15 protein-coding genes are annotated in these 12,670 nt (G+C 61.1%); 8 read left to right on the forward strand and 7 right to left on the reverse strand.

What is annotated here, in order from left to right; genetic code table 11:
• Positions 1 to 7: 7 nt before the first annotated feature.
• From Q0239_RS11255 to Q0239_RS11275, 5 genes are read right to left on the reverse strand one after another with little or no spacing between them, the layout of a single operon-like run.
• Positions 8 to 454 (reverse strand): OB-fold domain-containing protein, encoded by a 447-nt coding sequence (locus Q0239_RS11255; RefSeq protein WP_298602736.1) that lies wholly within the window; start codon positions 452 to 454, stop codon positions 8 to 10.
• Positions 455 to 1,627: a transporter gene (locus Q0239_RS11260; protein WP_298602738.1), complete on the reverse strand. Its 1,173-nt coding sequence runs from the start codon at positions 1,625 to 1,627 to the stop codon at positions 455 to 457.
• The gene (locus Q0239_RS11265; RefSeq protein ID WP_298602741.1) at positions 1,624 to 2,403 is read right to left on the reverse strand and encodes a Coq4 family protein; all 780 of its coding nucleotides are present in this window, start codon (positions 2,401 to 2,403) and stop codon (positions 1,624 to 1,626) included. Before Q0239_RS11265 ends, Q0239_RS11260 begins: the two co-directional genes overlap by 4 nt.
• Before the next feature lie 33 nt (positions 2,404 to 2,436).
• Positions 2,437 to 3,576: a nitronate monooxygenase family protein gene (locus Q0239_RS11270; protein WP_298602744.1), complete on the reverse strand. Its 1,140-nt coding sequence runs from the start codon at positions 3,574 to 3,576 to the stop codon at positions 2,437 to 2,439.
• 30 nt (positions 3,577 to 3,606) lie between these two features.
• Positions 3,607 to 4,374, reverse strand: coding sequence for a FadR/GntR family transcriptional regulator (locus Q0239_RS11275; RefSeq protein ID WP_298602746.1), 768 nt, complete (start codon positions 4,372 to 4,374; stop codon positions 3,607 to 3,609).
• Positions 4,375 to 4,587: 213 nt separating this feature from the next.
• Between Q0239_RS11275 and Q0239_RS11280 the strand changes: the two genes are divergently transcribed.
• From Q0239_RS11280 to Q0239_RS11315, 8 genes are all read left to right on the forward strand, one after another.
• Entirely contained in the window at positions 4,588 to 5,841 is a 1,254-nt protein-coding gene (locus Q0239_RS11280; RefSeq protein ID WP_298602749.1) for a cytochrome P450, read from the forward strand.
• A 35-nt stretch (positions 5,842 to 5,876) separates the two neighbouring features.
• Positions 5,877 to 6,203 (forward strand): 2Fe-2S iron-sulfur cluster-binding protein, encoded by a 327-nt coding sequence (locus tag Q0239_RS11285; RefSeq protein WP_298602752.1) that lies wholly within the window; start codon positions 5,877 to 5,879, stop codon positions 6,201 to 6,203.
• A gap of 19 nt (positions 6,204 to 6,222) precedes the next feature.
• The gene (locus Q0239_RS11290) at positions 6,223 to 7,071 is read left to right on the forward strand and encodes an alpha/beta hydrolase (protein WP_298602827.1); all 849 of its coding nucleotides are present in this window, start codon (positions 6,223 to 6,225) and stop codon (positions 7,069 to 7,071) included.
• Positions 7,072 to 7,280: 209 nt separating this feature from the next.
• On the forward strand, positions 7,281 to 7,433 hold the full coding sequence (locus Q0239_RS11295) for a hypothetical protein (protein ID WP_298602755.1): 153 nt from the start codon (positions 7,281 to 7,283) through the stop codon (positions 7,431 to 7,433).
• Positions 7,430 to 7,843, forward strand: a complete 414-nt coding sequence (locus Q0239_RS11300; protein WP_298602758.1) for a hotdog fold thioesterase — start codon at positions 7,430 to 7,432, stop codon at positions 7,841 to 7,843. The genes Q0239_RS11295 and Q0239_RS11300 overlap by 4 nt, the downstream gene beginning before the upstream one ends.
• Entirely contained in the window at positions 7,833 to 9,275 is a 1,443-nt protein-coding gene (locus Q0239_RS11305) for an efflux transporter outer membrane subunit (RefSeq protein WP_298602760.1), read from the forward strand. Before Q0239_RS11300 ends, Q0239_RS11305 begins: the two co-directional genes overlap by 11 nt.
• Entirely contained in the window at positions 9,272 to 10,417 is a 1,146-nt protein-coding gene (locus Q0239_RS11310; protein ID WP_298602763.1) for an EmrA/EmrK family multidrug efflux transporter periplasmic adaptor subunit, read from the forward strand. Before Q0239_RS11305 ends, Q0239_RS11310 begins: the two co-directional genes overlap by 4 nt.
• Positions 10,418 to 10,423: 6 nt before the next feature.
• Positions 10,424 to 11,953 carry a DHA2 family efflux MFS transporter permease subunit gene (locus Q0239_RS11315; RefSeq protein ID WP_298602766.1) on the forward strand — a complete coding sequence of 510 codons (1,530 nt, stop codon included), beginning with the start codon at positions 10,424 to 10,426 and terminating at the stop codon, positions 11,951 to 11,953.
• 23 nt (positions 11,954 to 11,976) lie between these two features.
• On the opposite strand, the gene Q0239_RS11320 is transcribed toward Q0239_RS11315, so the two are convergent.
• On the reverse strand, positions 11,977 to 12,204 hold the full coding sequence (locus Q0239_RS11320) for a conjugal transfer protein TraD (RefSeq protein ID WP_298602769.1): 228 nt from the start codon (positions 12,202 to 12,204) through the stop codon (positions 11,977 to 11,979).
• Positions 12,205 to 12,226: 22 nt separating this feature from the next.
• Positions 12,227 to 12,532: a conjugal transfer protein TraD gene (locus Q0239_RS11325; protein WP_298602772.1), complete on the reverse strand. Its 306-nt coding sequence runs from the start codon at positions 12,530 to 12,532 to the stop codon at positions 12,227 to 12,229.
• Between the last annotated feature and the right edge of the window lie 138 nt (positions 12,533 to 12,670).

A 12,670-nucleotide genomic window follows, 5' to 3' on the forward strand; every position in this document is an offset into this window, starting at 1 on the left:
TGCCCTTTCAGACCGGCCGGAACACGGGGAGGCGGAAACCGTCCGAAAAATCCTCGAAATCGAGAGTTACCGGAAGGTCGAGCCGGACATCGCCGGCCGGACAATCGATCAGCCGCGTCGCCATCCGGACACCTTCTTCAAGCTCGACTACGGCCGCGACATAAGGAATGTCTGAAGCAAAGGCCGGATGGAGCGCCTGATGCACGACCGTCCAGGAGAATACCACGCCTTGGCCAGAGCTCTGTTCCCATGAAAAGTCCGGTGAGCCGCAGCGGGCGCACATGTAACGGGGAAGATGACGCCAGGTGCCGCATTCCCGGCACTTCTGGAAATGGAGATGTCCGTCCTGGCAACGGGACCAGAATTCCTGTTCGACCGGGTCCTGCGGTCGCGGCCGGGGTTTGGGCGGAGCGGCGGCTTGGGCGCGCAGCTTCGGTGGCAGATTGTCGTCCATCTAGTCAAATCTCCGCAAGATCGCGATGCTGCCGTCACCCAGGTCGCCCCAGCCGGTGACAAGCCCGGTCCTGGCACCTTCGACCTGCCGGGCTCCGCAATCGTGCCGCAACTGCCGGACGGCTTCGACAACATGCTTGAGACCCCAGACATGCGCCTCGCTGAGCAGGCCGCCGTGTGTGTTGAGGGGAAACCTGCCGCCCAGCTCGATCTGGCCATCCTTGACGAAATCGTGCGCGCCGCCTGGCTCGCAATAGCCCATGGCTTCGAGTTGCAGCAGGACGACATAGGTGAAGCAATCATAGACCTGAAGGAAATCCATGTCTGCGCGCGATACCCCGGCCATCTCAAACGCCTTCGGCGCGGCATAGGACAGGCCGATCTTGAATGGATCAGGGCGGGACGGGATATCGTCCGCCGGATAGGGATGCCCTTCGGCCGCACCGGCGATCGTTACCGGAACATGCGGCATGTCGCGGGCACGATCGACCCGCGATACCACCACTGCGCAGGCACCGTCGGTCTCCAGGCAGCAGTCGTAGAGCTTGAATGGTTCGGAAATCCAGCGCGCCGAATGGTAGGTCTCCCAATCCAGCAGCCTGCCATAGGTAAACGCCTTGGGATTGAGCTGGGCATGCTTGCGGCAGGCCATTGCGACGGCACCCATCGCTTCCGGGCCGACCCCGTAGAGCCGGGAATGGCGCATTGCCAGCCAGGCATACATCTGGACCGGAAGGAAAACGCCATAAGGGATGTAATAGCCCTGGATGGTGTTCGTCAGGGTATTCATGTTCATCGACCGGGTCGGCGGCGCTCCCGCCTTGGGCCGTAACGCCGAAAAGCCGTTCCACCCCAGTGTCACGAGCACGTGATTGCACAGCCCCGCAGAGATCGCCATTGCCGCGTTTTGCAAGGCGGTGGTCGGACTGGCACCGCCCATATGCACCGTGGCGGCATAGCGCAGCACGTCGATCCCCAGATTTGCGGCCAGCTCCTCACTGGTCGTATAGATCGGCGGCGGCACCATTCCGTCGATGTCGGAAGGTTTCAACCCGGCATCGGCAATCGCCTTGCGCGATGCCTCCAGCATCATGTCAACGGCGGTGCGTTCAGTTCCCTTGACGAAATCAGTTTCGCCAACGCCGGTGATCGCTGTCTTGTCGGAAAAAGTCATGCGGACGCTGCGTCCTTCTGCAGTGATAGGGAAAGCTCGCGCCGAACCTGGAATTCGACTTCGATCCGTTTGGCGATCGGTTCGGCCGCGCGATAACGGGGTGCTTGTGGCAGCCTCAGCAGGGCGTGGACCTCATCAAGCGGGCGATCGAGAAGTTCCTCCCAATATGTCTCGGACAAGCGTCGCGCTGCGCGCCCACGCCGCCACGCTTCGATCATCGGCCCCAAAACGGGCATCTCGGGAGCCTCTCGCCTAGATTTGGCCAGGCCGAGCAAGGTCAAGAATGCTATCCCGTGGCTATGCGCTTGCGCGTTGCCCAGAGTCAGCACACACAACTCGCCAAGGCCATCTCGGCCGTAGCCGGTGACGACATGATAGAGGTCGTGAGAATCGCGCATCCGGTTGCGGAACAGCGCGACGTCGGGATCGGTGAAGGCGCGCAGTCCGCCTTGTTCGCTGGCAGAGACCAGCCCGTCCGCGCTCAACCCTTCGTCATAGACAAATTCCAGGTAGCGTCGGCCAAGGCTTCCTGGCGGACACCGGGCCAGGCGCTCACGGTCGCGCAGGTGCTCGAGCAGACTGCTGCGGCTGGCCAGAATGCGCTTCCCGCCTTCCGAACTGGCAAACCGCTTGAATTGCCGGAAATAGCTGTTTCCGGCGAGTGCATCGACAATCCGGAAGACCTGAGCGGTATCCTCCTTGTCCTTCAGGAGTGTTTTCATCGCAGCGAAGGCTTCGCGCAGGCGAATGCTCCGTTTCAGTTCAAGTCCCTTCATGGATGCCTCCCTTCGCGACCGGCCCAGTCGGCATCAGCCAAACCGTTTCGCACGAGCCAGTGCTTTTTCGGCACCCGACACCAGATCGCGCATGACATCGGCGGCAGGACGAACCGACTTGATCAACCCGATCCCCTGGCCAGCAAAACCGGGTAGGACGTCCATCCGCTTGTCGCGGATCGCTGCAGCCATCACCGGACCCGCGATCATCGACTGGTAAGGCATCGGCAGCGGTTCCTTGCCAGCATCGATCCAAGCGTTTGCCCACTTGTTGACGATCATCCGGGCAGGCTTGCCGGTTATCGAGCGGCTCACCACCGTGTCCCCATCGCCGCCCTCGGCGATTGCCTGCTTCTGGAAATCCTCGATTCCGGCTTCCTCGGTCGCCAGAAAGGCCGTTCCTACCCAAGCGCCCTCGGCCCCGAGCATGAGGGTCGCAGCCACACCCCGGCCATCGGTGATCCCGCCAGCGCCCAGCACCGGAACCCGGTCCCCCACGGCATCGACTACTTGCGGGATCAGCGAAATGGTGCCGATCGGTGAATTGTGACCGCCGCCGTCATGGCCCTGGGCGACAATCACGTCGATCCCGGAATCGGCCACCTGCAGCGCGTGCTTGACCTTGCCGACCACTGCCATGACAATCGTTCCGTTGGCATGCAGTCGGTCCATCCACGGACCGGGGTTGCCTAGGCCCGCAGCATAGACCGGAACCTTCTCCTCGATCACAACTTCCATCTGGGCTTCGAAGAATTCTTTCGAAAAAAGCGGAGGCCCGCCTTCGCTTTCCGCGCCTGCCGCCGCGCGCATCGCCGCCGCTGCGTCCACTTCACCCAGACCTTCACGAGACATGAAGTCTTTGGCGAACTGCTGATATTCGCCGAATACCGACATCGGATCGGTGGGAGCCGCCCCGGTTTGCGGCGCCTTGCCCTGGCGCACCGATGCTGGCAGCAAGGTATCCACCCCAAACGGCTTGTCGGTGAGCGCACGGGTTTCGCGAATCCAGCTGCGCAGTCGCTCAGGCGAGCAGGCCGCCGCGCCGAGGACTCCAAGGCCACCTGCGTTTGAAACCGCAGCGGCCAGTGCCGGCACACTCGCGCCGCCCATACCGGCCAAGACTATCGGATATTCAATCTTGAGCATTTCGCAAATGCGGCTGTTCAGCGCCATCACTCTCTCCATTTTGTCGGCTTCAAAGGCCTAGCATGGGTCTCCCCATGAAATTTTTTGTGACACGAGATCGGGACTGCGGTTCGCAAGATACTCCGAGGAACCCTTGACCAACCGTTCCATGTGGCGACGCGCATTTTCAGCATCGCGCAGGCGCACGGCGCTCAGTACGCGGAACAGGCAGCGTAACTGGTTTGACCGTTCCTGAGCAGAATAGCCCAGTTCCATGGCGAGATCGCGGGTAAGCAGGTGCAAGGCGGAGGTCAGCAACCCGAACCCGGGATTGCCACTTGCCCAGCCAAGCAGGTCATGAAAGCGCCGGTTGGTCTCTTCAAACGAGGCGCTTTCCCTATCGCGCTCGAGTTGGGCATAGCAATCGGTCAGCGCGGCCAAATCGGCATTAGTTGCCCGCTCTGCCGCTCTTGCGGCGGTGTCCGGTGCTATCGCTTCGCGCAGTTCGAGGAGAGCCCGCAGATCGGTATCCATGAACTGCAGGATCAAGGAAAGCGAACTGGCGAAATCACGGGTTTGCGGCCGCGACACGACCGGGCCACCACCCCGACCTAGCTGAAGGTGGATGACCCCTTGAAGCTCTAGAAATCTCAGCGCTTCGCGCAAAGTTGCCCTCGCCACTTCATAGCGGGCAAGCATATCCTCTTCCTGCGGGAGCCGATCACCGGCTTCGCGGGCATTCATCTGGATATCAGATACGATCGCTTGAGCAACTTGAAGTGCGCGTTTTGCCTTGGTCGGTGCGGCTGCAAAAGCCGTCACGGGTTGCTGAGCAGTGGAGGTCATAAATGCGTATAAGCAATAATCTCAACCTGAGTCTAGTCATAATTTCGTCGCTGGAGAAGGGCGAGTAGGAATGCCGGAATATCGACCTTCGTGCACCTCGCCATCTTGCTCTGCTCGCTAGCCTCGCAACGATTTCGGCATAAAGCTGATAATGATTGTTGACATTTATGCCTTGAACCGTTATTTTCAGCGAACTTAGGAAAGGTGGGACGAATGGCAACCGCAGCAGCCCAGTTTGAAAATATCGACACCATCCCGCTTGATGAAATCAACGTCGCGAATCCGTATCTCTTCCAGAATGACACCGTAGGCGAATATTTTGCGCGCCTGCGGCGTGAGGATCCGGTCCATTTTTGCCGCGAAAGCCGCTTTGGCCCCTATTGGTCGGTGACTAAATTCAACGACATCATAGCGGTCGATACCAACCACAAGGTTTTTTCGTCAGAGGCCAAGCTGGGTGGGATCGCGGTTCAAGACATGCACGGCGTTGAAGGTGCGCTCGAGCTGGAAATGTTCATTGCCATGGACCAGCCCAAGCATGATCAGCAGCGCAAGGCCGTAAGCCCGGTGGTCGCACCTTCGAATCTGCTGTTGCTCGAACCGATCATCCGCGAACGGGCCGGTGCTATCCTTGATGAGCTGCCGGTCGGGGAGGAAATCGACTGGGTCAAGCTGGTCTCGGTCGAGCTGACCACGATGACCCTGGCGACGATTTTCGATTTTCCCTGGGAAGAGCGCGCCAAGTTGACCCGCTGGTCGGACGTTACGACTGCCTCGCCTGAAACTGGCATTGTTGAATCCTTTGAACAGCGTCGGGAAGAGCTCATCCAGTGCGCCATGTATTTCAAAGGACTGTGGGATCAGCGGGTCAACAACCCCGGTGGAAATGACTTGATCTCGATGATGGCGCATTCGCCCGCGACCAGGGACATGCCCTTTCTTGAATTCCTAGGAAATCTGCTGCTGCTGATTGTGGGCGGCAACGACACCACCCGAAATTCAATTAGCGGAGGGGTGATGGCGCTCAATCAGAATCCGGAGGAATATCGCAAGCTGCGCGAAAACCCGGCGCTCGTTTCGAGCATGATCCCCGAAATCATCCGCTGGCAGACGCCGCTCACCCACATGCGTCGCACTGCGCTGGAGGATGCGATAATCGGCGGGAAGCAGATCCTGAAGGGGGACAAGGTGGTGATGTGGTATCTATCGGGCAACCGCGACGATACCGTGATCGATCGCGCCGACGAGTTCATTATCGATCGGGAAAACCCGCGTCACCATCTGTCATTCGGGTTCGGGATTCACCGTTGCATGGGCAATCGGCTGGCTGAATTGCAGCTGCGGATCGTTTGGGAGGAAATCCTCAAGCGCTTCAGCTTTGTTGAAATGGTCGGCGAACCGGAACGGCTGTTGTCCAATCTGGTGCGAGGGATCACCCGGCTTCCGGTGAAGCTTCACGCGCACTGACTTTCTCGACGTCGCAGGAAAGACGGAATTTCAAGATGATCAAGGTGACCTTTGTTTCGGCCGATGGTGTTCGGCGTACGGTTGAAGCTGACGAAGGCCTGAGCGCCCGTGAGGCCGCGCTGTTCAACAGCGTTCCCGGGATCGATGGCGATTGCGGCGGGGTTTGCGCTTGCGCCACCTGCCATGTGCATGTCGATGATGCCTGGATTGAGCGCGTTGGCCTGCCCGAAGAAGGCAGCATGGAGAGCGATCTGATCCAGTTTGCCGAGGGGACAACCGCCACGAGCCGGCTCGCCTGCCAGATTCCCATGGCTACCGAGCTGGACGGACTGATCCTGCACTTGCCGGAACTGCAACACTGAAGGCAAATGTGTGAAAACGATGTTTGTAGATAGCGGTGGTATTGCCATCGCGGCAAGCCGGATCGGCGAAGATAGCCGACGCGGACCGGTCATCCTCGCACACGGCGGCGGGCAGACCAAGCGGACCTGGCGCAAAACCATGCACATGCTTGAGCAGCAAGGTTTCTGCTCGATCGCAATCGACATGCGCGGTCATGGCGAAAGCGAATGGGCGCCCCCCGACCAATACCGCTTTGCCGATTTCGGCAAAGATATTCTCGCCGTCTGCGACACGCTGGATGAACGACCGCATGTGATCGGCGCGTCCCTCGGTGGCCTGGCGGCTTTGGTGGCCGAAGGTGCGCTGCGACCCGGCAGCTTCGCGTCCTTGACGCTGGTAGATGTGACCCCTGAGATGGCCCCCGACGGTGTCTCACGGATAGTCGGTTTCATGAGCGCGCATATCGAATCCGGCTTTACGTCGCTTGAGGAGGCGGCCGAGGCGATTGGAAACTATCTACCCAACCGGCCCAAACGCGGCGCCAGCGAGGGCCTCAAGAGCTATCTTCGCCTCGGTCCAGACAATCGCTATCGCTGGCATTGGGATCCCGGATTTCTCAGTCGGATCAACGATCGGCGCGAGCATGACTATGCCTTGGCCAAAGCCGCTGCGGGCAATCTTTCACTTCCCGTCCATCTCGTGCGTGGCGGAGCCAGCGATCTCATTTCGCTCGAGGCGGCAGAGAGGTTCATAAATTTCGTCTCCGGAGCGCATTTCACCGATGTCTCAGGCGCAGGCCATATGGTCGTCGGTGACGATAATGACGTGTTCAGCCGCGCGATCATCGACTTTCTCGAAGTGCAGGATAAACTTCGGGAAGCGGTCTGACGGTTATCGACGTTGGATAGCGGGGGCAATCAACAGAGAGCATGGTCAATTTTGGATTGCAAGAACGGTCGCTGAAGGCTGCTCCTCAATTCGCATTTGGGAACGATCCGACTGAGTTGGATGGTGGTTTGGCCATTTTTTGCGCCCCAACCGTAACGCCGATGCATCAAAAGACTTCACTGTAAGATATATTACATTATGAAGGGCGCATGTCGAATCCCCATGCTTCACTAACCGGCCACTCCGAGCATAGCGCCATCCCCGATGCGACGCACATGGTGGTCGGCGATCAGAACGATGCCTTTGGCGATGCGATCCTAGATTTTCTGGTGCGGATGCACGGAAAAGGGATCGCGGCATGAGCGAGCAGGCAGCGCTAATGGACATCGAGCAGCTGCGCGCAATGCTGTTGATTGCGCCTTTCCACCAATGGCTGGGTCTGGAGATTGCCGCGCTCACCGAAAACGCGCTGACCCTCGAAATGCCCTGGCGGGATGAGATCGTTTCCAACCCGATGATCGGCTCGGCGCATGGCGGCATCCTCTCGGCGCTGATCGATCTGACTGGACTCTACACGATCAACGCGCTGGGCGGATCGGCGCGCGCCACCGCCGACATGCGGGTCGATTTCCATCGTCCGGCGACATCGGGACCGCTGCGCGCGATCGGACGGGTGGTGAAACTGGGTAAGCAATTAAGCGTCGCGGAAACCCGGATCGAGGATGCCGAGGGTCGGCTGCTGGCGAGTGGACGGGGCGCCTATGTCGGTTAGGCGCGGCATTCCGCTGACTTTGCTGGCTCTCTCGGCCTGCGCGTCAGTCCCCGATACCGGAATCAGACCGGCAATGCAGACCGCCGAGACGGTTGCTGCCAGCCAGACATTTGCGCCGCGTGGCATTGGTTTCTGGCCGCCGGACCAATGGTGGCGGCGGGCAGGCGATCCGCAACTCACCGCGTTGATCGAAGAAGGGCTGACCAATGCGCCGCAGGTTGCCGTTGCCGTCGCGCGCATCCGCAGAGCGGAGGCCGAAGCGCAACGCATAGGCGCGGCGCGACTGCCTAACATTGGCGCGGAGGCGGAAGCTGGGGCGCGTCGCCAAAGCGGCAGTTTTGGCATTCCCGCGCAGTTCCTCCCCGGTGGCTGGACCGATTACGGGCAGGCCTCGCTGAGCTTTGGCTATGATCTCGATCTGTGGGGTCGTAATCGTGCCGCGCTGGCAGCGGCAACTTCCGAACTGCGCGCGGCGACAATCGACGCGGCGCAGGCGCGACTGGTGCTGTCGGTGTCAATCACCGCCGCCTATGCCGAATTGGGTCGCGCCCACCGCGAACGCGACAATGCAGAAGCGGTGCTAACCAACCGACGGGCGACGCGCGACCTTGTGGCGCAGCGCGAGCGCAACGGCCTCGACAATCGCGCCAGTCTGCGCCTCGCCGATGTCGAAGTCGCAAGCGCGGAGCAGACGCTCGCTGGCGCCGAAGAGACCATACTTATTCGCCGCAACCAGCTTTCCGCGCTTGTCGGCGCGGGGCCGGATCGCGGACTGACGATCACCCGTCCGCCGCTTTCGCCCTCAACGCCCGCCGGGGCTCCCGAAGGCCTGACCACCGATTTGCTGGGCAGGCGGCCCGATATTGTCGCCGCGCGCGAACGGGTCGAAGCGGCGGCTGCAAAGATCGAGCAGGCACGGGCGGGCTTCTACCCCTCGATCAACCTACGGGCGCTGATCGGCTTGCAGGCGCTGGGCATTGGCAATCTCATCGATTCGCAATCAGTTTTCGGGTCGGTTGGTCCTGCAATCAGTTTGCCAATCTTCGACGGCGGCGGGCTGAAGGCGCAATATCGCGGCGCGATCGCCGCCTATGACGAGGCGGTTGCCAACTATAACCAGACCGTGATCACCGCTTATCAGCAGGTTGCCGATGCCGTGACCCAGCGCGATGCGGCGGACAAACGGTTGGAAGCCGCGCGCGCTGCCCTTGCGGCAAGCGAGGATGCGCTTGCGCTGCTGCGCCAGCGTTACAGCGCAGGTCTGTCCAGCTATCTCGAAGTTCTCGCCAGCGAGCGCGGAGTCCAGGAACTGCGCCTCGCCGTCATCGCCCTCGAAACTTACGAACGCGGCGCAACGCTGGCGACGATCCGCGCGCTTGGCGGCGGGTTCGACGCGCGTCAAACGCCCCCAGCAGGAAATGCCGACCGATGACCGACGCAGCAGACACAGCCCCCGCTGTCGATCCGGACGTTTCCGCTTCCCGCAAGGCAACGCGCAAGAAGTGGCTGCGGCGGCTAGTCGTCGTGCTGGCTATTGTTGGCCTCTGCTGGGGTGCCTGGTACTATCTGGTTGCCCGCAACCATGTCAGCACCGACAATGCCTATGTGAACGCGCAGATGGCGCAGGTCACGCCGCTTGTTGCCGGTTCGGCGATCGAAGTGCTGGTTGAAGACACGCAGCAAGTAAAGGCGGGGGACGTACTGGTCCGGCTCGATCAGGCGAATGCAAAGATTGCTGTCGCCCAGGCCGAGGCCGATCTTGCCGCCGCGCGCCGCCGGTTCAGCCAAACGGTCGCGACCAATAGCGCGCTTTCGGCGCAGGTCGACAGCTCCAGCGCCGGTCTGGTGCAGGCTCAGGCGCGGCTGCGGACAGCACAGGCAGAGTTAGACAAGGCCCGGATCGACTTGCAGCGCCGCGAGGCGGTCGCCGCCAGCGGAGCGGTTTCGGGCGAGGAACTGACACAGGCGCGCAGGTCTTTTGCCACCGCCAGCGCTGCGCTCGACGCCGCGCGCGGCGGGATTTCCGAAGTCGGCTCGGTCCGCCGTGTCGCCCAAGGCCAGCTCGCCGCGAACGACGCACTTGTGCGCGGTTCGAGCGTCGAGACCGACCCCGCCGTGCGCGCTGCCAAGGCCCGGCTCGATGCGGCCTTGCTCGATCTTGAACGCACCGAAATCCGCGCTCCTGTTTCGGGCGTGGTCAGCCGCTTGCAGGTGCAGATCGGCCAGCGCCTGAATCCCGGCCAGACGATCATGACCATCGTTCCGCTCGAAAAGCTCTATGTTGATGCCAATTTCAAGGAAGGGCAGCTCGGTCGCGTCCGCGTCGATATGCCGGTCAAACTGACCTCAGACCTCTATGGCGGCGATGTGGTCTATCGCGGCAAAGTCGTCGGACTGGCAGGCGGCACCGGCTCCTCTATGGCCGTGATCCCGGCGCAGAATGCAACCGGCAATTGGATCAAGACCGTCCAGCGCTTGCCGGTACGGATCGAACTCGATCCCGCAGACCTGCGCCAGCATCCCTTGCGCGTCGGGCTGTCGATGGAAGTCGAAATCGATGTTTCGGGAAACTGACCCGCGATGACGGCCGTGGCGGCCGCCTATAGCGGACTGTCTCCGTCGCAGCGCCTGATTGCGGCGATTGCACTCGCCTTTGCCAATTTCATGGTCATCCTCGACCTGACCATTGCCAATGTCGCCGTGCCGCATATCGCGAGCAGCCTTGGCATCACGCTGGAGCAAGGCACCTGGATCATCACCTCCTATGCCGTTGCCGAAGCCATTTGTGTGCCATTGACGGGATGGATGGCAGGCCGGTTCGGTTCGGTCCGAACCTTCATGGCCAGTATGCTAGGCTTCGGTGCCTTCTCCTTCCTCTGCGGCATTTCGGTATCGCTTGAAATGCTGGTCATCTGCCGGATCGGCCAGGGGATCGTCGGTGCATTCATGATGCCCCTGTCGCAAACACTGCTGCTCAAGGTGTTCCCGCCGGACAAGCAGAATTACGCGATGGGCCTTTGGGCCGTCACGACGCTGCTGGCCCCGGCCCTAGGCCCGATCTTCGGTGGCTATCTGACCGACAATTACAGCTGGCACTGGATATTCCTGATCAATATCCCTGTCGTGCTGCTGTGCCTTTTTGCCTGCTGGCGGCTTGTCCGTCCGCTGGAAACCGAGCGCAGTATCCTTCCGGTCGATGTCATCGGTCTTGTGCTTCTCATCTTTGCGGTCGGCTGTCTCCAGCTTGTTCTCGATCTAGGGCGGACGCATGACTGGTTTGGCGATCCGATGATTGTCGCGCTCACGGTCGTCTCGGCTATTTCGTTCCTGTTTTTCGTCATATGGGAGCTGACCGAAGATCATCCGATCGTCGATCTGCGCGTATTGCGGCATCGCGGTCTGAGTGTCAGCTTGCTTGCGCTCGGCATCAGCTTTGGCGCCTATTTCGCCGGGTTCGTTATCGTCCCGCAGTGGCAGCAGGCATGGCTTGGCTATACCGCGACGCAAGCCGGCATGTCTTCCTCATTTACCGCCATTGCCGCCTTGCTGACGGCCCCCCTCGTTGCGATGCTGGCTCCGCGCTTCGATCCGCGTCTGCTTGTCTCCGGCGGCATCGTCTGGCTCGCGGCGCTGGCGCTCACCCGGACATTCTGGACCACCGATTCCGATTTCTGGACACTGACCATCCCGCAATTCGTGCAGGGACTGGGCATGACCTTTTTCATGATCCCGCTTATCGGCCTTACGCTCAACACGGTGGAAGAGCATGAGGTCGCTTCCGCTGCTGGCCTCCAAAGCTTTGTTCGAACCATCGCCACGGCTTTTGCCACGTCGGTATCGCTGACATACTGGGGCGATACCCAGCGCGCCGCGCGCAACGATGTTGTCGGCGCGCTTCAGCCGGAAGCAGTGCAAACGCAGTTGTCTGGCATGGGGTTCTCACCCGAACAGGTCCGCCAAGTGCTGAGCAACATGGTCGAAATGGAGGCGACCACGCTCGCAGTCATTCACGTCTTCTGGGCAACCTCCGCCATGCTTCTCATCGCCGCCGCCCTGATCTGGCTAGCCCCACGCCCGAAGAAGTCGGGAGGCATGACGATAGGACATTGAATATGCAGCGACCGTCGCAACGGTCACGTTTCGCTCTCCGACTCAAACGCGCGCTTCCCTTTACGCTTCCAGAGCACCAGCGCTTGCTCGCGATCTTCGCCGCGCAGTTTGACGGCGACCGTTAGGAACGCGCCGTAGAGCGTGGCGCGATCATCGTCGGTGAGCTCGACCAGTCCAGCCTTAGCGACAAGGCCGCCCAGTTCGATGAGTTGCCGCGTGCGTTCACGGCGTTTGACCTGCCAGTCGCGCATGCCGGTTCGCGCCTTTCGTGCCTCAAGCCGATGCCGCGCCGCCGTCAGCCGCGCGAGCGCTGTCCGGTTGGCGCTCAACTCCGTTGCCGCGTTTGCGCGCCGTCCCTTGAAAGAAGGCGGCACCGCGCTTGCGCCAGCTCTCCTTTCGCGCGGCGTCAGCGTTTCCGGCGACATCGAGCAATGCGCCTGCCAGCGTTTCGGCGTCGCTGGCATCGGCCCCGGTCGCGATGACCAGCTCGCCGAGTTGCAGAACGCGGCGTTCCTTGAGGTGCTTCGCCTTGTCGGCCAGCGCTTTCAGTTCGGAATCGATATCGCGGGGTTTGCGCATCTTGTGTCTCCATCGAGAGGTGATGCGCCGATCATAATATCGCGCCGCGCCGTTTGCTTCAGGGTCGTCGGGACAGTCTGGAACCACCTAGTCCCGAGCAGGATTTTATCATGGGAGGGCGCGCTTATACGTCGTGCC

It is taken from the genome of uncultured Sphingorhabdus sp. (assembly GCF_937872355.1).
Taxonomy (GTDB): Bacteria; Pseudomonadota; Alphaproteobacteria; order Sphingomonadales; family Sphingomonadaceae; genus Sphingorhabdus_B.